The following is a 23,598-nucleotide window of genomic DNA, read 5'->3' on the forward strand; positions in this document are numbered from 1 at the left end:
ATCGGGATCAAGGCGAAGCTGGCTGTGGTGTATGACAGGCTTGGCATACAAGGATGGTGACGTGGCTTGGAGCCTGTGATTAGAAGTCTCCAATCAGGAAGCTAAGGGGAGGCGGGATGGGCAAGCCTTATGAGCAGGATCTCGACAAGAACGCGGCCAATTACCAGCCGCTGACACCGCTCACCTACCTGGAGCGCGCGGCAAAGACCTATCCTGACCATATCGCCATCATCCATGGCCGCCAGCGCATGGACTATCGCACGTTCTGGCGCCGGTCGCTGAAACTTGCCTCGGCGCTTCGGAAGCGCGGCATCGGCAAGGGCGATACGGTCACCGTCATGTTGTCCAACACGCCGCCGATGCTGGAGGCGCATTTCGGCGTGCCGATGACCAAGGCGGTGCTCCATTCGCTCAACACCCGCCTCGACGCCGCGGTCATTGCCTTCCAGCTCGACCATGCCGAAACGAAGGTGCTGATCGTCGACCGCGAGTTCGCTGGTATCGTCGGACAAGCGCTGGAGTTGGCTAAGGTCAAGCCGCTGGTCATCGACTATGACGACCCCGAATACGCCACCGATGCGCCCTATCCGAAAGGCCAGCGCATCGGCACATCCGACTATGAGGCGTTTGTCGCTGAAGGCGACGAGGACTTTGCATGGTCGATGCCCGACGACGAATGGGACGCCATTTCGCTCAACTACACCTCCGGTACGACAGGCAATCCGAAGGGCGTCGTCTACCATCATCGCGGCGCTGCCCTGATGGCCTACACCAACACCATCCATGCCGGCATGGCCAAGCATGCGGTCTATCTGTGGACGCTGCCGATGTTCCACTGCAACGGCTGGTGCTTTCCATGGACGCTCGCCATTCAGGCCGGCACCCATGTCTGCCTGCGCTGGGTGCGGCCGAAGCCGATCTACGACGCCATCGCCGATCACGGCGTCACGCATCTGTGCGGTGCACCGGTCGTCATGTCGGTGCTGATCAATGCGAAGGACGAAGACAAGCGCGAGTTTCCGCAGACCGTCACCTTCAACACGGCCGCGGCACCGCCGCCGGAAGTCGTGCTGTCCGGCATGGCCGATGCCGGCTTTGCCGTCACCCATCTCTACGGGCTGACCGAGACCTATGGCCCGGCGGTGGTCAACGAATGGCATGACGCCTGGGACGATCTCGAAAAGGGAGAGCGCAGCGCCAAGAAAGCACGACAGGGCGTGCGCTACGCCGCTCTCGAAGGCCTGACGGTCATGGATCCCGAGACGATGCAGGTAACGCCGGCGGATGGCGAGACCATTGGCGAAGTCATGTTCCGCGGCAACATCGTCATGAAGGGCTACCTGAAGAACCGCAAGGCGAGCGACGAAGCCTTTGCCGGCGGCTGGTTCCACTCCGGCGATCTCGGCGTCATGCATCCCGATGGCTACATCCAGCTCAAGGACCGCTCCAAGGACATCATCATTTCCGGAGGCGAGAACATTTCGTCGATCGAGGTCGAGGATGCGCTCTACAAGCACCCTTCCGTTGCCTCTTGCGGCGTCGTCGCCAGGGCCGATGACAAATGGGGCGAGGTGCCCATAGCCTATGTCGAACTGAAGCCCGGCAAGACCGCGACCGAGGCAGAGATCATCGAGCACTGTCGTGCGCTGCTCGCCCGCTTCAAGGTGCCGAAGGCGGTGATCTTCGCCGAAATCCCGAAGACCTCGACCGGCAAGATCCAGAAGTTCCGGCTGCGCGAGATGGCCAAGGCCGCCTGACGGCTCCGACAGTTTCTTTCAAGAATATTTTCAGCGGCTCGCATCCTCGGGCCGCTTCGTGACGTCTGTTGGATGTCACCAGCTGTCACCAATCGTACAGGTACGGCGAAATCGCATTGACAGGGCGCCTGTTTCGATTTACGAGTGACGAAAATTAAAATTCGTCACTCGTAAATAAGCAGAAGGTCATGTCCGAAGCCGCCACCATAGTAGCCGACGCCGCCCGACAGGAAAATGTCACGCGCATACTCGACTGCGCCGAGCGTCTGTTCCGGCACTATGGCTATGGCAAGACCAATGTCGCCGACATCGCGCGCGAACTCGGCATGTCGCCGGCCAACATCTACCGTTTCTTCGCCTCCAAGGTCGAAATCCACCAGGCCGTCTGCGGCCGGATGCTCGGCGCCAGCTACAAGATGGCCTACGAGATTTCCCGCCTGCCGATCAGCGCCGAGGAGCGGCTGCGCCGCTACGTGCATGCGCAATACAAGATGACGCTGGAGGTCATGCTTGACGACCAGAAGGTTCATGAGATGGTCGTCGTCGCGCTCGAACGGGACTGGGGCGTCATCGACAAGCACGTCAACAGCATTCACGACCTGTTCGCGGAGGTTATCCGCGATGGCATCGAGGCCGGTGAGTTCAGGGAACAGGATCCGGTGATCGCGTCACGCTGCTTCGGCGCCGCCACCGTCATCCTGTGCCATCCGCAGATGGTTGCGCAGTGCCTTGCCAAGACCAACCGGGCGATGCCCGACGACCTCATCGATTACGCGATCAAGGCCTTGAAGAAATAGCCGCCGCACACGGGTGCCGGTGTCGACCGTTCATCTCCAGTCAGGAGTACCAAGATGTCTTTGCCCACTTCCATCCTTCGCAAGCTGCCAGTCGCCGGACTGATCGTCGCGGCGCTCGGGCTTGCCGGCTGCTCGCAGGAAAAAGCCGAAGTCAAGGACATCATCCGCCCGGTGAAGGTCGTCGAGATCGCCCAGGCGCATGACACCCGCACGCTCTCCTATTCCGGCTCGGTGCGGGCTCGCACCGAAAGCGCTCTGGCTTTCCGGGTCAACGGCAAGATCACCGAGCGTCTTGTCGACATCGGTCAGCATGTGGCGCCTGGCGATGTGCTCGCCCGCATCGATCCCGCCGACTATGATCTTTCGGTCAAGAGTGCGGAGGCTGCCCTCGATGCCGCCGAGCGGCAGGTCGAGACCGTCGAGCTTGCCCGCAAGCGCGCCGAGCAGCTTTTTGCCAAGAATTTTGCGCCGAAATCGCAGCTCGAACAGGCGACGCTGACCTACGACCAGGCCGTCGCCACCCGCGATTCCGCCCGCTCCTCGCTCGCCCAGGCAAAGAACCAGGTCGGCTATACCGATCTCAAGGCCGACAGGGACGGCATCGTCACTGCCGTCAACGCCGATGTCGGCCAGGTGGTTGGCTCCGGCACGCCGGTGGTCACCGTCGCCGTCGACGGCGAAAAGGAAGTGCTGATCGCGGTGCCGGAAATGGAGATCGCCGAATTCAAGCCGGGCAAGGTCGTCAAGGCCGGCTTCTGGTCTGATGACGCGCTGGCGCTTGATGGCAAGGTCCGTGAGGTCGCCGGCAGTGCCGACCCGCAGTCGCGCACCTTTGCAGTCCGCGTCAGCCTGCCCAACGACCCACGCGTGCTTCTCGGCATGACCGCCAACATTGAAGCCTCGGCGGCCAATGAGCGGCAACTCGTGTCGATCCCGCTGAGCGCGCTGGCCGAGCAAAACAGCCAGTCGATCGTCTGGACCGTCGATCGTGGCGCCGACACCGTTCATGCCCGCCCGGTCAAGGTCGCCAAGTTCGCCGCCGATGGGGTGCGTGTCGCCGAAGGTCTGAAACCTGGTGATGTCGTGGTCGCGGCCGGCACGCAGTTCATGACCGAGAACCTGAAAGTGAAACTCGCCGGCGATGCGGTGCTGCAGTCCGCCTCCGCGGCAGGCGATGGCGGCGACGTAAAGCAGTTGCGCTGACGACAGACAACCGGCTGCGCGTTCCCGCAGCCGCTGGTTTCCGGGCGGCAGGCGCCCGATCTGAGACGCTCGATTGATGTAACCCCCACATCGATTTTCGCGTCCCACCGCGATGAGCGTTTCTCCGCTCGGAGAGCCTTGCCGCCCGGAAGCCACTACCGAACCTCGATCTTGTTGCCAAACAGATGGACCACCATCATGACCAATTCCACGGACGAGAAGCGGCCCTTCAACCTGTCACGCTGGGCGATTGGCCATCCCGCCATTGCGCGGTTCCTGTTCGGCCTGATCATCATTTCCGGCGCGCTCGGCCTGATGCGCATGGGCCAGAAGGAAGATCCCGATTTCACCTTCCGGGTGATGGTCGTCCAGGCGATCTGGCCGGGCTCCTCGATCCAGGAGATGGAGGATCAGGTCGTCAACAAGATCGAACGCAAATTGCAGGAGACGCCGCATCTCGACTTCGTGCGCTCCTTCACCCGCGCCGGCAGCGCCATCATCACGGTTCAGATCAAGGGCGACACCAACGCCGAAGAGGTGAAGGATGCCTTCTACCAGGTGCGCAAGAAGGTCGGCGATATATCAGGCGATCTGCCACAAGGCCTGCTCGGCCCCTACTTCAACGACGAGTTCGGCGACACCTTCATCACCCTGCATTCCATCAGTGGTGACGGCTTCAGCTATCCCGAGTTGAAGAAATTCGCCATCCAGGCGCGCGACATGCTGCTGACGACGCCAGGCGTCGAGAAGGCAGTGATCATCGGCGACCAGCCGGAAAAGCTCTACATCGACGTTTCGTCCAAGGCGCTCGCCGAACGCGGCCTGACGCTTCCCGATCTGCAGAACGCGATCAAGGGACAGAACAATGTCGACCCGGCCGGGTCCGTCGATACCGGCATCAACTCGGTGCGCATCTCGGTCGAGGGCGATGTCAGCAAGGTCGAGGACATCCGCAATCTGCGCTTGCGCGCCGGCGGTCAGGTCACCCGGCTGGGCGACATCGCCACCGTGACTTCAGGGCTGGAAGATCCCTTCCAGCGCAAATACCGCTTCAACGGTCATGACAGCGTGCAGATCGGCGTCGTCATGGCCAAGGGCTTCAAGGTCACCGATGTCGGCAAGGACGTTGAGACGACCTACAAGCGCTTCGAGGAGGCGTTGCCCTATGGCGTTTCGGTCGACCAGATTTCCGACCAGCCGGGAGTTGTCACGGATGCGGTGGCCGAGTTCATGCATGCGCTCGGCGAGGCGCTGCTGATCGTGCTTGTCGTCTCGTTCCTGTCGATCGGCTGGCGCTCGGGCCTGGTCATCGCCATCGCCATTCCGCTGGTTCTGGCAGCCACGTTTGCCATCATGTACGAGCTCGGCATCGACCTGCAGCGTATCTCGCTCGGCGCATTGATCATCGCGCTCGGCCTGCTTGTCGACGACGCCATGATCGTCGTCGAGATGATGGAGCGCAAACTCGAGGAGGGGCTGGTCAAGATCGAGGCGGCAAGCTTTGCCTATTCCTCGACCGCCTTCCCGATGCTGACCGGCACGCTGATCACCACCGCCGGCTTCATCCCGGTCGGCTTCGCCGCTTCCACGGCCGGCGAATATGTGCGCACCCTGTTCTACGTCGTCGGCATCGCGCTGGTCGTGTCCTGGTTCGTCGCGGTCTATTTCACGCCATGGCTCGGCAACATGATCCTCAAGCAGCGCAAGCATGCCGGCAGCCATCATGACGCCTTCGACACGCGTTTCTACCGCCGGCTTCGCTCGACCGTCGGCTGGGCGGTGCGCCATCGCATCATCGTTCTGGTGATGACGCTGGTGACCTTCGGCACCAGCCTGTGGGCGTTCCAGTTCATTCCGCAGAACTTCTTCCCGCAATCGTCGCGGCCTGAAATCCTCGTCGATCTCTGGCTGCCGGAAGGCACCAGCATCAAGGAGGTCGAGGCGCAGGCCAAGGCGCTTGAGGCCAAGATGATGGACGACAAGGACAAGCGCTTCATCGCCACCTATATCGGCGAAGGCGCGCCGCGCTTCTTCCTGCCGCTCGATCAGCAGCTGCGCAATCCGAACTTTGCCCAGATGCTGGTCATGGCCAATGACGAGCCGGCGCGTGAAAGGCTGATCGTCAAGCTGCGCGCCGTGCTGGCCGAGGATTTCCCCTCCATCCGCGCCAAGGTCGACCGCCTGTTCCTCGGGCCGCCGACCGGCTGGCCGGTGCAGATGCGCGTCATGGGTCCGGATCGCCAGGAGGTACGCCGCATCGCCGATCAGGTGAAGGCGAAGTTCCGCGAGGATCCGCTGCTCGGCGCCGTGCATGACGACTGGCTGGAGCCGGTGCCGGCGATGAAGCTGGTTATCGACCAGGATCGCGCCCGTGCGCTCGGCGTCACCTCGCAGCGCATCCGCCAGATGCTGCAGACAGCAATGTCAGGCGCGCCGCTCGACGACTTCCGTGACGGCGAGGAGACGGTGTCCATCGTTGCCCGCGAGCCGGATGCCAGCCGCAGCCTGCTGTCCTCGGTCGACTCCGTCTACATCCCGACCGATTTCGGCGGCTTCGTGCCGCTGTCACAGGTGGCCAAGGTGGTACCGGTGCTGGAGCAAGGCATCGAATGGCGCCGTGACCGCTTGCCGACCATCAGCGTGCGGGCGACGCTGCCCGACGGCGTGCAGTCGAACGACGTCGTCACCAAGCTGTACAAGGACATGCAGGGCCTGCGCGATGGCCTGGCCCCCGGCTACAAGATCGAGATCCAGGGCGGCGCCGAGGATTCGGCGGAAAGCCAGGCGTCGATCGCAGCCAAGGCGCCGGTCATGCTCGCCATCATTGTGGTTCTGCTGATGATACAGCTGCAGAACTTCGGCAAGGCGATGCTGGTGCTGGCCACCGGTCCGCTCGGCATCATCGGTGCGGCCGCCGCATTGCTGATCAGCGGCGCGCCGTTCGGCTTCGTCGCCATCCTCGGCGTCATCGCGCTGCTCGGCATCATCATGCGCAATTCGATCATCCTGGTCGACCAGATCGACCAGGACATCGCGAGAGGCATGGAACGATCCGAAGCGATCATCGGCTCGGCCGTCCGCCGTTTCCGGCCGATCGTGCTGACGGCGATGACGGCGGTGCTGGCGCTGATCCCGATCTCGCGCGCTGTCTTTTGGGGTCCGCTCGCCTACGCCATGATGGGCGGCATCCTCGTTGCCACCGTGCTGACCATCCTGGTGCTGCCGGCCGGCTATGCCCTGTTCTTCGGCAGGGAGCCCAGGAAGGCGGCGGATACCGAAAACACGCCTGAACCAGAGTTGCCTGCCGAAAGGCCGCAACTGGCGCTGGCCGCCGAATAAATAGCGCGGGTCGGATGGTACTGTCCGGCCCGCAAATTTGCGGTCTCTCCACTGCTTCATAACCCGGCCTCTCACCGGTCGGACCGACCGGCGCCGGCCGGGAACGGTATTCGGCGTCAAAAAGCGCGAAGCGGGATTGCGCGTTGAATCGCCTTGTTGTACGAACGTTCAACAAGGCGATTTAACGGGTACCTGCCGTGGTACGAACCGAGTTCCCCTTTGCTGTCGAAACCGTCGATCCGCTCTGGATCACGCTGGCCGACGGCACCCGCATCGCCGCCACTTTGTGGCGCCCGCGCACCGACGCCAAGGTGCCTGTCGTCGTCGAAATGGTGCCCTATCGCCGCCGCGACGGCACCGTGGCGCGTGACATCGACATCCATCCCTGGCTCGCCGGGCACGGCATTGCCTGCGCCCGCATCGATATCAGGGGCTCGGGCGATTCCGATGGCGATCTGGCCGACGAGTACTTGCCCCGCGAGCAGCAAGACGCCTGCGAGATCATCGCCCATCTGGCCGCGCAATCCTGGTGCAATGGCAATGTCGGCATGACCGGCATTTCCTGGGGTGGCTTCAACGCGCTGCAGGTTGCGGCGCGCCGGCCGCCGGCCTTGAAGGCCATCATCACCAACTGTGCTACCGACGACCGCTACGCCGACGACATCCACTATATGGGCGGCGCGCTGCTCACCGAGCAGGAGATGTGGTCGAACTTCATGCTGGTGAAGAAGGCGATGGCCCCTGATCCGCAGATCGTCGGCGACGCCTGGCGCGCCATGTGGGTCAGCCGTCTTGAGGCGACAAGCTCGCTGTCGGAAATCTGGCTTTCGCACCAGCGCCGCGACGACTACTGGCGGCAGGGTTCTGTTTGCGAAGACCATGCGGCGATCGAATGCGCGGTCATGGCTGTCTGCGGCTGGGAGGACAGCTATTCGAACTTCGTGCCGCGCCTGCTCGAGCATCTGCCCGGACCCAAGCTTGGCATCGTTGGTCCGTGGTCGCATGCCTATCCCTGCCGCGGTGCCCCGGGGCCGCTGATCGGCTATCTGCAGGAGGCGCTGCGCTGGTGGCGCCATTGGCTGTGCGGCGAAGACACCGGCATCATGGATGAGCCGCTCTACCGCGTCTGGATCACCGGCGAGGAGAGGCCGCGGCCATTCTATCTCCCCGATCATGCCGGCCGCTGGGCCGCCGAGGACCAATGGCCGTCGCCGCGCATCGAGCGCCGCACTCTGCACCTGAACGCCGCCGGGCTGGGTGGCGAGCCGGCACCGGGCGCCACGCTTTCGGTATGCTCGCCGGCCAGCGCCGGACGCGACTGCGGCCGTTGGGGCGGCTATGGCGGCCCCTGTCCGGACATGGCCATCGACCAGCGCCGCGAGGACGGGCTGGCGCTGTGCTTCGACACTTTGCCGCTCGACAGCGACCTGACCCTGCTCGGCGCGCCGGAACTGGATCTGCTCGTTACCGTCGACCAATCCCATGTCAATCTTGCCGCCCGCCTCTGCGACGTCTATCCCGACGGCACTTCGGCGCTGATGACCTATGGCGTGCTCAACCTCAGCCACCGCGACAGTCACGAGCATCCGACGCCCTGTCCGGTCGGAACGCCATTCCGCGTCCGGCTGAAGCTCAACGATTTCGCCCGTACCGTGCCGAAGGGCCATCGTATCCGGCTGGCGCTGGCCAACCAGCACTGGCCGATCCTGTGGCCGCAGCCGAAACTGTCGACGCTGTCGGTTGCCAGCGGCGACAGCACGGTGATGCTTCCCGTGCGCCCACCGTCGCCGCGCGATCGCGACGTCCGCTTCGAGCCTGCCGAAACCGCGCCGCCGGTGCCGACAACGACCCTGGATGACGGTTTCGATCGCCGCATCGTCACCGACGATGTCGGCAGCGGCGTGCAGACCATCGCGCTGAGTTCCGACCATGGCCGCAGGCGCTACGACGATCGCGCCATCACCGTTTCCTCGGCCAACAGCGACACGATGAGCATCCGCGCCGACGATCCGCTGTCGGCCAGGCTCGTCACCGAATACCGCTGGGCCATTGCCAGCGGCGATGCCGACACCGAGGCCATGGCGGTAACCGAGCTGACATCCGATGAAACCCATTTCAACCTGAGTTGGCGGCTCGAGGCCCGAGAACGGGGCAAGCTCGTCCACAGCGCCTCGGCGACGCGGCGCATCAGGCGCGATTACGCCTGAGGAGAGGGAGACCATGCTTGCATATGCAGTGAAGCGCATCGGTCTCGGCCTCCTGATCCTCGTCCTCGTCATGGTCGCCATGTATGCGGCTGTCTTCCTCGTGCCCGGCGATCCGGCAACCGTGGCGCTCGGTCCGCGCGCCACGCCGGAGCTGAAGCGGCTGCTGATCGAGCGCATGGGTCTCGACCAGCCGGTCTGGTGGCAGATCGTCGAATTCTTCCGCAACGCGCTGACTGGCAATCTCGGCTACGATGTCTGGTCGAACCGGCCCGTCTCCGCTCTGGTCATGGAGGCGCTGCCGAACACGCTGATCCTCGGGCTGACCGCGCTCGCGGTCGCGCTTCTCATCGGCGTTCCGCTCGGCTGCCTGTCGGTGATGCGGCGCGGCACGCTTGCCGATGCCGTCATCGGCGTGCTCTCGGTCGGCGTCATCGCCGTGCCGTCCTTCGTCGTCGCCATTTATTCGCTGCTCGTCTTTGCCGTCACGCTGCGCTGGCTGCCGGCCATCGGCGCCGGCGAGGCCGGCGACATCGTCAGCCAGGCCAAGGCGCTGGTCATGCCGGCAGCCGCCATCGCGCTCGGCTGGATCGGCTACATCGCCCGCATGGTGCGCGCCTCGATGATGGAGGTGATGGGCGAACCGCACATCCGCACCGCGCGCTCCTTCGGGCTGCCGGAGTGGAAGATCGTTTCGAAATATGCGTTGCGCATCGCCATCATCCCGACCATCTCGCTGGTCGCCGTCGGTCTCGGCAGCATCCTGTCCAGCGCCGTCTTCGTCGAGGCGGTGTTCGCCCGGCCCGGCATCGGCAAGCTGATCACCGACGCCGTCAACACCCGCAACTATCCGGTCGTCATGGGCACGGTGCTGATCATGACCGCCATCTACGTCTCCATCACCATAGCCGCCGATCTCTTGATCGCGCGTCTCGATCCGAGGGTGCGCGATGTCTTCCGTGGCTGACGCCTCGCTGTCCGTTCCGGACCGACAACGGTTTTCGCTGCTGCGCGCGCTGCTTGCCGATCCGTTCACCGGCGTGGCGCTGATCCTCGTCGCCGGCTTCCTCATCACCGCCGTCTTCGCGCCATGGCTGGCGCCCTATTCGCCGGTCAAGATCGATGTCCTGCACAAGCTGCAGCCACCATCGGTCGGGCACTGGTTCGGTACCGATCATCTCGGCCGCGATCTCCTGTCACGCGTCATCTACGGCGCGCGCACGGCGTTGACGATCGCCATGGTCTCCGTCGCCATAGCCGGCGCGATCGGCCTGATGCTCGGGCTGATCGCCGGCTACGGCCCGCGCTGGCTCGACGCCATTCTGGTGCTGAGCTTCGACAGCCTGAATTCGCTGCCGATGATCATGTTCGCGCTCGCCATCATCACCGTGCTCGGGGCCGGCACCGGCACGCTGATCATCGTCATCGCCGCGACTTCCTTTCCGAGCTACGCCAGGCTGATCCGTGCGCAGACGCTGGCGCTGAAGAACAGCGACTACATCCTCGCCGAGCGCCTGCTCGACGCCAGCCCGGCGCGCATCATCTTCATCCATCTGCTGCCCAATGTCGTCGGCCCGCTGATCATCCTGCTGTCGATGGACATTCCCGTCGTCATCATGGTCGAGGCGGGCTTGAGCTTCCTCGGCCTTGGTGTCAGGCCGCCGACGCCATCCTGGGGCTCTATCCTCTATGACGGCTACACCAGCATCCGCTCCGCACCGTTCATGGTCATCTTCGGTGGGCTGCCGCTGGTGCTGGCAACGCTCGGCTTCACCTTCCTCGGCGAGGGCCTGCGCGACTATCTCGACCCGCGCCTGCAGCTGCGGAGGCCGGGATGAGCGGTTCGCTCGCCGCCAGCGATCTCAGCGTCCGCTACGAGACGCCGCATGGCGCGGTGCACGCGTTGCGCCATGTCGACATCGAAGCGCATCCCGGCGAGGTGATCGGCATTGTCGGCGAGAGCGGCTGCGGCAAGTCCACGCTGGTCACCGCCTTGGCAAACCTGTTGCCGGCCAATGCCAGGATCGAAGGCTCCATTTGCTACAATGGCGTCGACCTGGCGAAGCTCGACGCCGATCGCCAGCGCCTGCTGCGCGGCGACGAGATCGCGCTGGTCAGCCAGGATCCGATGACGGCGTTCAACCCGGTGCTGACCATCGGCGACCAGCTCGTCGACTTCCAGCACCACCGCAAGGATCTCGGTCGCGCGCAGAAGCGGTCCCGCATCGCCGCCATGCTTGACCGCGTCGGCATCGCGGATGCGGAACGGCGGATGGACTGCTATCCGCACGAGCTCTCCGGCGGCATGCGCCAGCGCGTTGCCATTGCCGCCGCCTTGCTGACCGATCCCGGCCTGCTCATTGCCGACGAGCCGACGACCGCGCTCGATGTCACCATGGAGGCGCAGATCATCCATCTGCTGCGCGAACTCCGGCGCGAATACAACGGCATCATCATCGTCGTCTCGCACCATCTTGGCGTCATCGCCGAGCTCTGCGACCGGGTCTATGTCATGTATGCCGGCGAGGTGGTCGAGGGCGGCGAGGTCGACGCGATCTTCCACGATGCAAGGCATCCCTACACGCAAGCGCTGCTCGCCTGCGATCCGGCCCGCTTTCACGAAAGGCTTGAGAGGCTGCCGACCATCCCCGGCACGCCGCCCAACCTCACCCTGCCGCCATCCGGGTGCGTCTACGCACCACGCTGCGATCGTGCTTTCGCGCCATGCGTCTCCGTCGCGCCGCCGCTGGTGAAGCTCTCCACCTCCCATGTCGCGCGCTGCCATGCGGTGACACCATGACCCCGCTGCTCGCTGTCGAGGACCTGTCGGTGACTTTCGCCCGCAACGGGTTGCTCAGCCGCCTGATCAACCCGTTCCCGTTGCCGAGCTTCAATGTCATCGACGGCGTGACGCTGTCGCTGATGCCCGGCGAGACGCTGGGCCTGGTCGGCGAGTCCGGGTCCGGCAAGACCACGCTTGCCCGCACCATCCTCGGGCTGGTGCGCGCGGCGGCCGGCCGCATCGTCTTCGAGGGCAGGGAGGTGCGGACGCCAGCCGATTTCCGCGCCATGCGCCGGCGCTCGGCGATGATGTTCCAGGATCCGGTGGCGTCGCTCAGTCCACGCCTGCGTATCGGCACACTGCTGACTGAGCCGCGGATCATTCAGGGCGTGCCGATGCCGGACCGCCGCGCCGCCGCCAGGGCGCTGCTGGCGCTGGTCGGTCTGCCGGCCTCCTTCGTCGACCGCTTTCCGCATGAGCTGTCCGGCGGGCAGGCGCGCCGTGTCGGCGTCGCCCGGGCGCTGGCGATGAAACCGCATCTGCTGCTCGCCGACGAACCGACCGCCGGCCTCGATGTCTCGGTACAGGGCGACGTGCTCAACCTGATCGGCGAGCTGCAGCGCGAGCTCGGTTTCGCCGCCATGATCGTCACCCACAATCTGGCAATGATCCGCCATGTCAGCGACCGGCTGGCCATCATGTATCTCGGCCGGCTGGTCGAGACCGGACCGACGCGGGACGTGTTCGCCGCGCCCATGCATCCCTACACCGCGACGCTGATCCAGTCCGAACCAGTGCCCGACCCGCGCCGGCGCAGCCGGAATCCTGCCGTCACCGGCGAAATCCCGAGTGTTTTCCGGCGACCCTCGGGCTGCGAGTTCCACACGCGCTGCCCGATCGCGCGCGATCGTTGCAAGACCGAGGCACCGGCCTGTCGACCGATGGGCGCCGACCGGATGGTGCGCTGCCATTTCCCGCTGGAGACCGGCGGGCAAGAACGGGAAGCCTTCTCACGCGCTTCCGCAAACCAAAGGGGAAACTGACATGACACGATGGAACATGGACAGACGTGCATTCCTGAAAGTGGCCGGCGCGCTCGGCGCCGGGCTGGCGATGAAGCCGGGTTTCGCCTGGTCGGCCGATGGCGACACGCTGCGCATCCGCATGGATGGCGATTTGCAGACGCTTGACCCCGCCTTCATGATCGGCGGCATCGAGGACGTCATCATGCGCGGCATCTATGTGTCGCTGAACCGTCTCGGTGATCTCCGGGAAGGTTCGCCATGGTCGCTGTGGGGGGCGCAGACGCTTGAGCTGAAGGATCCGAAGACGATTGCCTTCACGCTGATCGACGGGTTGAAATGGTCGAAGGGCCTTGGTCCCGTCACCGCCGAGGACGTGAAATTCTCCTACGAGCGCATCGCCGATCCGAAGCTGTCGTCGCCCTGGGCCTATCAGTTCGAAAAGCTTGACCGCGTCGAAGTCGTCGATGCCAGATCCGGCATCATCCATCTCAAGGACCCGTACCAGCCGATCTTCGTCACCAGCCTGCCCTACTATGGTGGTCACATCATCAGCCGCGCCGGCACCGAAAAGGCCGGCGGAAAGTTCACCACCGAGCCACCGGCAACCTGCGGCCCCTATCTCTTCTCCGACTGGCAGCAAAAGCAGAAGGTGACGCTTACCGCCAATCCTGACTGGCCGGGTCCGAAGCCGGATTTCGGCAAGGTCGAAATCTACATCGTCGCCGACGATCAGGCGGCGCAGCTTGCCTATGAGGCCGATGCCTTCGATTACACGAAGATCGCCATTTCGGCGACCAAGGCGGTCAAGGCCAGCCCACCGGCCAACACCAAGGTGATCGAGGCGCAGTCGACCCGTTATGTCTGGCTGACCATCAACATGCTGAGCCCGCGCCTCAAGGACCTCAAGGTGCGGCAGGCCGTGCAATACGGTGTCGATGTCGGGCAGATACTCACCGGTGTCTATGACGACCTCACCAAGCGCTCCACCGGCGTCGTGCAGCCTGGCACCAAATTCGCGCGCGCCAGCAACCTGATCGCGGCACCGGACTATGGAAAGTCCGCCGCGCTGCTTACCGAAGCCGGTGTCAGCGGTCTGTCGCTGACCCTGACGGTGATGAACGATTCCATCCGCACAGCGACGGCGCAGATCATCCAGGCCAGTCTCGAACAGGCCGGCATCAAGGTCGAGATCCAGCCTTACGACGAAGCCGCATTCTGGGGCGTCGGCGACAAGACGCAAGGCGATGGCTACAAGAACATCGATCTGGCGCTGATGGACTTCGCCGGTGGCGTCGACCCGTCCGAAAACCTGGTCTGGTTCCGCCCCGACCAGATCGGCGCCTACAACTGGTCCGGCTTCGACAGCGCTGAATTCGAGACCAGCTATCAGCAATTGGTGGCGGAGAGCGATCCGGCGAAGCGTGTCGCGCTGTCCAACCGGATGGAGGATCTGATGGAGCAGTCCGGCGGGTTCGTCTTCATCTGCCACCAGCCGCTGGTCGTCATCCACAAGACCGATTTCGAGCCGGTCATCTATCCCGACGGCCACCCCAATCCGGTGCTGTTCAAGAAGAAGGTGTGACCAGCGGCAAGTGGACAGTCTGGCCGCAATCGATTAGCTGGAGTCCATGACGGAAGCCCAACCAGCAACTGCCAAAAAGAAGCGCGGCGCCAAGAAGTCGCCGCCGCGCTTCAGCCGCGAACAGGCTGATGTGCGCCGCTCCATGCTGATCGAGGCGGCGACGCGATGCCTGTCGGTCGGCGGCATCGGCGCCTTCACTGTCGATCGCATCTGCAAGGAGGCTGGTGTTTCGCGGGGCCTCATCAACCACCATTTCGAAGGCCGCGACGGGCTGCTGGTCGAGGTCTACAAATCCTCGCTCTATGCCAGCGTCAACAACCAGATCGCCGAAGCCAAGCGCCGCCGCGCCGAGACTTCGGACTGGCCGCCGCAGGCAGCCCTCGCTGCCCTGGTGCACTCCAATTTCTCGCCCGATTATTTCAGCCGCGACAACCTGCTGATCTGGCTGTCGCTGTGGGGCGAAATTGCCGTCAACCCGCGTCTCAAGGCGGCGCATCGCGAACTCTACGACGCCTATCGGGCGGAACTCGCCGAGGATATCGCGGCGGTCGCAAGGCCGCGCGGCAGGGATGTCGATGCGCCGGCACTGGCGCGCAATTTCATCGCCCTGGTCGACGGGCTCTGGCTCGAATGGTGTCTCGACGAAAGCGTGGTGACGCCGCAGGCGGCGGAGGCTGCGGGGTTCGAGATGCTCGAAGCGCAGGTGGGGCCTTTGCGGGGCGCCTAGTTCAGCGGTGAGCCGCCCTCGCGCTTGCGGCGTTCCATATAGTCGCGCAACGCCTCGTCGATGCCGGGATCGATCGGCGGCTGTTCGTATTCGGCGACCATGCGCTTCCAGATGACGTTGGCGCGCTCGCGCGCCGTGACCTGGCCGCGCTCCATCCAGGTGTCGTAATTGTCCCAGTTGGACACCAGCGGCGAATAGAAGGCGCGTTCGTAGCGCTGCATCGTGTGCGCCGCGCCGAAGAAGTGTCCGGCCGGACCGACCTCGCGCACGGCTTCCAGTGCCAGCGTATCGATATCGACCACCGGCGGCTCGAAATAGGCCGACATCATCTGCAGCATCTCGGCATCGATGACCAGTTTCTCGAACGACGCCGTCAGCCCGCCGCCGAGCCAGCCGGCGGCGTGCAGCACCAGATTGGCGCCGCCCATCAGGCAACCCCACAGCGACATGGCGCTCTCATAGGCGGCCTGCGCGTCGACCGAATTGGCGGCGGTGACATTGCTCGATCGGAACGGCACGCCGATCAGCCGGCACAGCTGACCGGTGATCTGCGCGGCTTGCGTGTATTCGGGCGTGCCGAAGGCCGGCGCGCCGGTCTTCATGTCGACATTGGAGGTGAAGCCGCCATACATCACCGGCACGCCGGGTCGCACGATCTGGGTCAGCACGATGCCGGCCAGCGCCTCGGCATGCTGCTGCGACAGGGCGCCGGCCAGCGTCACCGGGCTCATCGCACCGGCCAGCGTGAACGGGGTGATGACATTGACCTGGCCATGCTCGGCCAGTGCGATCAGGCCCTCGGCCATCGGCTCGTCGAGCTGCAGCGGCGAATTGGTGTTGATGATGCCGGTGAACACCGGCATCTCTTTGGCCAGGTTTTCGCGCGTCGTGCCGAGCGAAATCGCCACCATTTCCAGCGCGTCGATGGCGCGTCCGCGGCCGAGCGTCTGCGGCTGCCAGTTCTTGTCGAGCAAGGTGATCTCGGCATAGTAGAGGTCGAGATGGCGCGTGTTCTGATGCAGGTCGAGCGGCTCGAACGGCCCGCCGCCTTCCTGGTGCAGCACGTTGAACGACTGGATGAGCTTCAGGTAGTCGCACATCTCGGCATAGGTGCCGGGGCGGCGGCCGCGATCATTGTCCATGACATAGGCCGGCCCGCCCACCGACGACAGGATGCAGTGCCGTCCGCCGACCTTGACGTTCTTCTGCGGATTGCGGGCGCGCAGTTCGAAGGATGACGGCGCCATGGCGACACGCTCCATCACCATGGCGCGGTCGAAGCGCACCCGCATCTCGCCTTCGTCGACATCACAGCCGGCCGCCCGATAGAACTGGCGCGCCTGCGGCTGCAGCACCCGCATGCCGATCTCTTCGAGGATGGTGAGGCCCATTTCGTGGATTGTTTGCACCTGGTCGGCCGACAGGATCTCGATTGGCGCATAGGGCCGTGTCAGCTGTTTCCATGGCCGCTGCTCGATGCCGCCGATCTCGCGCTGCGGGCGGCCGGGTCTGCGACGTGCGGCGGTGCGTTCCATGCGTCCTCCTATTCGGCTGCCGTGCGCATATCGAAATCCGCCACCGCGTCGACGATCGGCGTGTCGCGGCGGTAGGGCTGCCAGCGGACATTTGTTCCGATCTCGCGAGCGAGCTTGTGGCCGCTGTGCACCGCGTGCGCAATGGCGCCCGGGGCCAGCGCGTCGCCGATGCGATCGACGCTGCGGATGCCGGTGGCCGCAAGCTCGTCCGCCCGTTCGGTCAGCGCCTCAAAAAGCTCGCCGCGCGGCAGTCTCAGCCCGACGATCACCACCGAGCGGCAGGCCACACGGGTTTCCTCACTGGTGAACAGATGCACCAGTGTCGCCGTCTCGCCGTCAAAGGACTTTAGGATATGCAGCGTGGTCACCGCCACCTTGCGCCGCGCCAGCGCGCGATGCACCAATGGCAATTCGTTGGTCATGATCGTCCATGCTGAAGCCTGGCCCGCTGGTGTCACGTAGCTGACCGGGATGCCCTGCGCGGCCAGATGCTCGGTGAGAACGCCGCCCATGTAATAGTTGTCGAAATCGAAAACCAGGGTGGGCCCCTGAGGAAGCCGGCCGCCGGCAATGTCGTCCGGGGTCAGCACATCGGGACGGTCGAGCCGGCCAACCGGAATCTCCAGCGAGGAGTAGAGCATATCAGTCCAGCGCGCACCGGTCGCCAGCACCACGCGGTCCGGTGCCAGGGCGATGATCTCGTCGGCGCTCAAGCGACTCTCGGGATAGAGCGAGACGTTGCTCATCTCCTCGAGGCGCCCGAGCCGGTAGTCGACGACGCGGTTCCAGGCGGAGAGGCCGGGCAGCGTCTTCTCGAAGGTCAGCCGACCGCCGAAGGACCGGCTGCTGTCGGCGAGCATCACCTCATGGCCGCGACGGCCGAGCGTGAGCGCGCATTCGAGCCCGGCCGGCCCACCGCCGACAATCAGGATTCGCTCAGCCGCGTCGGCGCGCTCGACGCGTTCGGGGTGCCAGCCGCGCCGCCATTCTTCGCCGGCGGTCGGGTTCTGGGTGCAGCGCACCGGCACGCCATCATGCCAGCTCGAAATGCAGATGTTACAGCCAATGCATTCGCGAATCTCAGCCTCGCGGCCTTCACGGATCTTGGCCGGCAGGAAGGGGTCGGCGATCGAGGGGCGCGCGCCGCCGATGAAGTCGAGCACGCCGCGCCTGATCTGCGAGACCATGGTGTCGGGCGAGGTGAAGCGCCCGACACCGACCACCGGCTTCTTGGTCAGCGACTTGACGAAATCGATCACCGGCTCATGGCTGCCTTCGCCGGTGAAGCGCGACGCAGAACAGTCGGTCGGGCTGGAATCCATCTTGACGTCGAACAGGTCGGGCAGGTCGGCGATCAGCTCGATCAGCTCGTGCGCTTCCGAGGGTTGGTTGCGGCCGGGCCGACCGCGCAATTCCTCGAGGCTGACGCGCAGCGCGACGCCACAATCCTTGCCGACGGCATCCTTGGTGACCTCGATCATCTCGCGCACGAAGCGCACCCGGTTCTCGATCGGTCCGCCATATTCGTCGGTGCGATGGTTGTATTCCGGCAGCAGGAACTCGTAGCCGAGATAGCCCATGCCGGCATAGACATAGACGACGTCGAAACCGGCGGTGCGCGCCTTGCGCGCCGCTTCGGCCTGGCATCGCAGCACTTCCTTGATATCGGCCTTGTCCATCGTCTTCGGCCGCAGATTGCCCATGAAGCCGACATGCGTGGCCATCCAGGGAATTCCCGACGGCGACAGCGGCGGCAGGCGGCTTGTCCTGTTCATGACCGACGCGCCGCCGTGCCACAGTTCCACGCCGGCAAGCGCGCCGTGGCGGTGCACTGCCTCTGTCATCAGTGCATGCGCGCGAATATCGTTGTCGTCCCACATCGTGGCGAAAGGCAGGGGTGCGTCGTCCGAACTGGGGTCGATCGAACAGGCCCCGGTGCAGATCACGCCCCATCCGCCCTCGGCCTTGGCCTCGCGAAAGGCGGCGCGCACGCGCGGCAGCGCGTTGGTCATGCCGCTGGCGTGCGGCACTTGATAGAAGCGGTTCGGCGCGGTGACGGGCCCGATCCGCATCGGCTCGAACAGGATTTCGTAGCGGGGATTGCACGGCATCGAGGCTTCTCGAATATGCTTGTTGAACGATCGTACAACAAGCATATTCGCACGCCGGGCGCTGCGCAATGGGCAGGGAGGCAAACAACAAAAAATCCATCCTGGCTTTCGCCGGGATGGATTGGGATCACAGGGAGGATGCGGAACGGGCGCGGATCGGCGCCCGGTCAAAGGCCCTCGTCAGATGACGAAAAACCAGTTGGCGAGCAGCATCACCACGACACCGGCGACCAGCGTCAGATAGGGCAGCATTCCCGCCTTTTTGACCGAGAGGTCGGCTCCCGTCATGCCGAGGTCCGCCATCATATGGTCGGGGAACTTGCCGCCATCCTGGATGTAGTGCCGGAAGCAGAACACCGGGATGATCAGCGCAGCCGTGATCAGCCCGGCCCACAGCGCCATCGGGTTCCACACCTTGGCGCCGGCGCCCATGAAGATCGCATTGACATAGGCGAAGATGGCACCGACGCCGAGCAGCCAGCTCGGCGCCTTCCACGGCCGCGCGATATGGCCGTTGTCGATGCGATGGATCCAGCCGGCGTTGAGGTTGAGGAAGTTGAAGATGATGTAGCCGCAGTTCGACACCGCGAGGATGAAGAAGAAGCTCGTCGCATCGGCCGAGGCGATGGCCAGCACGATCAGGTTGAAAACGAGATCGGTCCACATGGCACGGGTCGGCGCGCCATGCTCGTTGACATGGCTGAGATAGCGCGGCAGCCAGCCGTCGACGGAGCCCTGGTAGAGCGTGCGCGAAGAACCCGCCATCGCGGTCATGATGCACAGCACCAGCGCCAGGATCATCAGCATCACCAGCAGGCTGTGGATCAGCGCGCCGCCACCGACCATGCCGGCCAGCGCGTCGGCAACGCCGGAGCCATCGACGATCGGGGTCGCCAGCATGCCGTTCAGCCCCAGCACGCCCTGGAAGGTGAAGGGCACCAGGATGAACAGCAGCATGCACAACAGGCCGGAATAGAAGATGGCCTTGAACGTGTCGGTGCCGGGGTTCTTGAACTCCGAGGTGTAGCAGACGGCGGTCTCGAAGCCGTAGGTCGACCATGCGGCGATGAACATGCCGCCAAGCACGAGGGTCCAGCCGGCGATATTCCAAGCGCCGGGCTCGGGCGCATAGGCGGCTGCCAGCGGCACCAGCGGCGAAAAATTCGCCCAGTTGATCTGGCCGGTGACGATCGGCACGACGCCGACGATCAGCATCGGGATGATGACCAGCAGCCCGATGTATTTCTGCACGTTGGCCGTGCCCAGGATGCCGCGATGCTGGATCGAGAAGATGATCAGCATCAGCACCGCGCCGATGAAGAAGGTCGCGTTGAGCGTAAAGGAAACCGGACCCAGCGTGTGGCTGTACAGCGTCCAGTTGCGGATTGCCGGCGTGGCGGCCGCGGTCACCGCCGTGACGGCGTCGGCTGCACTCGTTCCGGCATGCGCCGCGATATAGGCCACGACATCCGGCGAGGCATCGGTGAACAGCGGCACCGGCGCCAGCGCGTTGAGGATATAGGCGGCGGCGATCGAGCAGCCGAGCGACAGCACCGGTGACCAGGCGAACCAGTTGCACCACACCGATAGCGGCGCGATGAACTTCGAATAACGCAGCCAGGCGGTGGCGCCGTAGATCGAGGCACCGCCGGACTTGTTCGGGAACAGGCCGGCGATTTCGGCATAGGTGAAGGATTGCAGGAAGCCCATGATCATGGACGCCGTCCAGATCAGGAATGCCAATGTTCCGGTCGTGCCGGCAATGCCGCCGATCGAGAACAGGACGAGGGCGGGAACGCCGCTTGCCACCCAGAAAGCGCCGCGCCAGTCGATATGCCTCAGCAGCTTGCTTTCGGCAGGCTGCTCCAGGGCCGTGCTTATCGTGCTCATATGTGTGAATTCCCCTTTTTTTGCTGTTCCCCGCCGGCGATGCCTCGACTTCGCGAAGCTTGTTCCCCGGCATGTATCGCACGACTGCCGTGTTTCCACTCAGTCGCATTTTTTTCTTAAGAGTGAAGATTGATCCGGCACGCTTTCACGTCAAGCGTTTTGTGACGCCGTGCACATCACGCTTGCGAGCGTGCGGGTTCACGCGCCCGGCGACATCACCGACCGGCTGGTCTGGACGTCGCGAAAGCGGTCGTCAGGAGCGCGGTCTGGTCTTCTGCGGGTTGTAGTGCGCGAAAGCGACGACGCGGGCCGGCAGCCGTTTGCTGTGGCCGTCGAGTTTGCCGATCTCGACCTCGGTGCCAACAGCGGCATGGGTGACATCGAGCCTCGCCAGCGCGATGTTCTTGTTCAACAGGGGAGAGCGCATGCTGGAGGTGACCACGCCTATCTGCGCGCGGCCGACATGCACGCAGTCGCCATGGCCCACGGTGACGTTGGCGTCGATGTCGAGGCCGACCAGCTTTGCTTGCGGATTCTCCTTGCGCCGGATCAGCGCCTCGCGGCCGATGAAGTCATCGGTCTTGGTCTTCAGCGGCACGGTGAAGCCGATGCCGGCCTCGAAGGGATCGGTCTGGTCGGAAAACTCGTAACCGGCGAAGATCAGCCCGGCCTCGATGCGCACCATGTCGAGCGCCTGCAGCCCCATCGGCTTCAGCCCATGCGGCTGGCCAGCCTCCCAGATCGCGTCGAACACTTTCTCGGCGTCACGCGGATGGCACCAGATCTCATAGCCGAGCTCGCCGGTATAGCCGGTGCGCGAGACGACGACCGGAATGCCGTTGCCGCCGCCGATGCGCGCGACGGCGAAACGAAACCACTCGAGTTCGTCGATCGACGGCTGCAGCGGCGAGGTCCAGATCACCTGTCTGAGAATGTCGCGGCTCTTCGGCCCTTGCACGGCGACATTGTGCATCTGGTCGGTCGAGGAACGCACCAGCACGTTGAGGCCGAGCTTCGCCGCCGTCTCGCGCAGCCATTCGCCGGACAGATCGTCGCCGCCGACCCAGCGGAAATTGTCCTTGCCGAGGCGCAGCAGCGTGCCGTCGTCGATCATGCCGCCGTGCTCGTAGCACATCGCCGAGTAGACGACCTGGCCGACGCCGAGCTTCTTGACGTCGCGGGTCAGCGTGTATTGCAGCAAGGCTTCGGAATCCGGGCCGGTGACCTCGAACTTGCGCAGCGGCGACAGGTCCATGATCACCGCGTCCTGCCGGCAGGCCCAGTACTCGGCTATCGGCCCATCCTTGGCGAAGGAGTTGGCCAGCCAATAGCCCCTGTACTCGACGAAGTTGCGGGTGTGCCTGGCAAAGCTCGAATGAAATGATGTCTCGCGGGTCATTTTGGGTTCCGAATCGGGCGTCACGCGTCTGGCGATCGCTCGCGAGAATTTATGCTGGCCGGAATAGGTCCGCACATGGATGTCAGTCGGGTTCCAGCCATTGGCCGGCGTCGTGTCGTCGGGGCAGGCGGAGGAGACGCAGACGATGTCGGTCAAGGCGCGCAGCAGCACATAGTCGCCGGCGCGCGACCAGGGTTCGTCGGAGACCATGACGCCGTGCGCGTCGATCGCCGTGTTGAAGAAGAAGTTGATCGCCATCCAGCCGGCGCGGGGATTGACGCCCTTGCCAGCCAGCGCACGATTGAAGTTCTCCGAGCAGTTGGTGTGGCCGGGATAGCCGATGTCGTCGTAATATTTGGCCGCGCAGGCGAGCGCGAAGGCGTCATGCCGGCCACACGTGTCCTGCACCACCTCGACCAGCGGCTCCATGTCCTGGTCGTAGTATTTCGAATGCAGGCCGGGCATCGGATAGCTCGATCCCATCAGCGTGCGCGTCGTCGTCACGTCGAGCGGATGGTCAAGGCCCTTGTCCAGCTTGCGCGCCGAAAAGCACTGGAAGTCGGTGCACTGACGCCCGTCGACATCGATGATCTGCAGATAGTCCCCGGCTTTGACGAAATAGGATTCCGCCGTCGCCGAATGGACGCGCAAATCGAGCACCGGATCGGCGAGCGGGTCGGCCAGCTGCGATTTCGCCGCCGGACGGATGGTGGCCCGCCGGACGATAACGGTAAGTGGCGTCGCCGTGTCGTGGCCATCGACCATCATCGGCCCGCCAGGGGCGGCGATGACCATCGAGCCGTCGCGCAGGGCGATGAAACCCTGCTCGGTGCCGGCGGGTGTGGCGGCGCCAAACACACGCAGCGCCTTGGCCTGGTCGATCTGCACCTGACGGCGCGCGAGCCCGCGCCGAAGTGCGGCGAGACTGTCATCGCCCCCGGCGAGCAGCGCCTTGACGCCGGCGGCATTGCTGTTCGATGTCTCACCGAAAATGCCGGTATCGGTCGCGCCGGTCTTGTCCCAGGCCAGCAGTTCGCAGGCCTGGCCACCCTCGACATTGCGCACGGTGACTGTGTCGCCGGCTTCGACCTCGATGAGCACCGCGCCATTGCCCTGGATCGTATGACGCTCCATGCCCGGCGGCAGGGCGATCTGGCCGGGCCGCAGGATCAGGCTGGGCTTGGGCGGTCCGGCTGCGATTGCAGGGTAGGGCGACTGGCTCATCTCAGCCTTGCGGTTCGAGAAAC

General features: G+C 64.5%; 15 protein-coding genes. 11 read left to right on the forward strand and 4 right to left on the reverse strand.

The window, feature by feature from the left end:
* Window positions 1-116: 116 nt before the first annotated feature.
* The 11 genes from OOJ09_RS01825 to OOJ09_RS01875 all read left to right on the forward strand — a co-directional run bounded on the left by OOJ09_RS01825 (window position 117) and on the right by OOJ09_RS01875 (window position 15,416).
* Window positions 117-1,757 carry an acyl-CoA synthetase gene (locus tag OOJ09_RS01825; protein WP_269903552.1) on the forward strand — a complete coding sequence of 547 codons (1,641 nt, stop codon included), beginning with the start codon at window positions 117-119 and terminating at the stop codon, window positions 1,755-1,757.
* Window positions 1,758-1,945: 188 nt separating this feature from the next.
* Window positions 1,946-2,554, forward strand: a complete 609-nt coding sequence (locus OOJ09_RS01830; RefSeq protein WP_091576562.1) for a TetR family transcriptional regulator — start codon at window positions 1,946-1,948, stop codon at window positions 2,552-2,554.
* A 54-nt stretch (window positions 2,555-2,608) separates the two neighbouring features.
* Window positions 2,609-3,757: an efflux RND transporter periplasmic adaptor subunit gene (locus tag OOJ09_RS01835; RefSeq protein WP_269903553.1), complete on the forward strand. Its 1,149-nt coding sequence runs from the start codon at window positions 2,609-2,611 to the stop codon at window positions 3,755-3,757.
* Window positions 3,758-3,955: 198 nt separating this feature from the next.
* The gene (locus tag OOJ09_RS01840) at window positions 3,956-7,096 is read left to right on the forward strand and encodes an efflux RND transporter permease subunit (RefSeq protein WP_269903554.1); all 3,141 of its coding nucleotides are present in this window, start codon (window positions 3,956-3,958) and stop codon (window positions 7,094-7,096) included.
* Between the two features lie 197 nt (window positions 7,097-7,293).
* Entirely contained in the window at window positions 7,294-9,303 is a 2,010-nt protein-coding gene (locus tag OOJ09_RS01845; protein WP_269903555.1) for a CocE/NonD family hydrolase, read from the forward strand.
* A 13-nt stretch (window positions 9,304-9,316) separates the two neighbouring features.
* Window positions 9,317-10,267 (forward strand): ABC transporter permease, encoded by a 951-nt coding sequence (locus OOJ09_RS01850; protein WP_269903556.1) that lies wholly within the window; start codon window positions 9,317-9,319, stop codon window positions 10,265-10,267.
* The gene (locus tag OOJ09_RS01855) at window positions 10,251-11,138 is read left to right on the forward strand and encodes an ABC transporter permease (protein ID WP_269903557.1); all 888 of its coding nucleotides are present in this window, start codon (window positions 10,251-10,253) and stop codon (window positions 11,136-11,138) included. The genes OOJ09_RS01850 and OOJ09_RS01855 overlap by 17 nt, the downstream gene beginning before the upstream one ends.
* The gene (locus OOJ09_RS01860) at window positions 11,135-12,100 is read left to right on the forward strand and encodes an ABC transporter ATP-binding protein (RefSeq protein WP_269903558.1); all 966 of its coding nucleotides are present in this window, start codon (window positions 11,135-11,137) and stop codon (window positions 12,098-12,100) included. Before OOJ09_RS01855 ends, OOJ09_RS01860 begins: the two co-directional genes overlap by 4 nt.
* The gene (locus OOJ09_RS01865; protein ID WP_269903559.1) at window positions 12,097-13,125 is read left to right on the forward strand and encodes an oligopeptide/dipeptide ABC transporter ATP-binding protein; all 1,029 of its coding nucleotides are present in this window, start codon (window positions 12,097-12,099) and stop codon (window positions 13,123-13,125) included. Before OOJ09_RS01860 ends, OOJ09_RS01865 begins: the two co-directional genes overlap by 4 nt.
* A gap of 1 nt (window position 13,126) precedes the next feature.
* Entirely contained in the window at window positions 13,127-14,689 is a 1,563-nt protein-coding gene (locus OOJ09_RS01870; protein WP_269903560.1) for an ABC transporter substrate-binding protein, read from the forward strand.
* 46 nt (window positions 14,690-14,735) lie between these two features.
* Window positions 14,736-15,416 carry a TetR/AcrR family transcriptional regulator gene (locus OOJ09_RS01875; RefSeq protein ID WP_269903561.1) on the forward strand — a complete coding sequence of 227 codons (681 nt, stop codon included), beginning with the start codon at window positions 14,736-14,738 and terminating at the stop codon, window positions 15,414-15,416.
* Here the strand turns inward: OOJ09_RS01875 and OOJ09_RS01880 are convergent.
* The 4 genes from OOJ09_RS01880 to OOJ09_RS01895 form a co-directional block, all read right to left on the reverse strand.
* Entirely contained in the window at window positions 15,413-16,951 is a 1,539-nt protein-coding gene (locus OOJ09_RS01880) for a trimethylamine methyltransferase family protein (RefSeq protein ID WP_269903562.1), read from the reverse strand. The genes OOJ09_RS01875 and OOJ09_RS01880 overlap by 4 nt on opposite strands.
* 8 nt (window positions 16,952-16,959) lie before the next feature.
* Window positions 16,960-19,062 (reverse strand): FAD-dependent oxidoreductase, encoded by a 2,103-nt coding sequence (locus OOJ09_RS01885; RefSeq protein WP_269903563.1) that lies wholly within the window; start codon window positions 19,060-19,062, stop codon window positions 16,960-16,962.
* Between the two features lie 180 nt (window positions 19,063-19,242).
* On the reverse strand, window positions 19,243-20,952 hold the full coding sequence (locus OOJ09_RS01890) for an APC family permease (RefSeq protein ID WP_269903564.1): 1,710 nt from the start codon (window positions 20,950-20,952) through the stop codon (window positions 19,243-19,245).
* 253 nt (window positions 20,953-21,205) lie between these two features.
* Window positions 21,206-23,575 carry a DUF1989 domain-containing protein gene (locus OOJ09_RS01895; RefSeq protein ID WP_269903565.1) on the reverse strand — a complete coding sequence of 790 codons (2,370 nt, stop codon included), beginning with the start codon at window positions 23,573-23,575 and terminating at the stop codon, window positions 21,206-21,208.
* Between the last annotated feature and the right edge of the window lie 23 nt (window positions 23,576-23,598).

The organism is Mesorhizobium qingshengii (genome assembly GCF_027563465.1).
Classification (GTDB): domain Bacteria; phylum Pseudomonadota; class Alphaproteobacteria; order Rhizobiales; family Rhizobiaceae; genus Mesorhizobium; species Mesorhizobium qingshengii_A.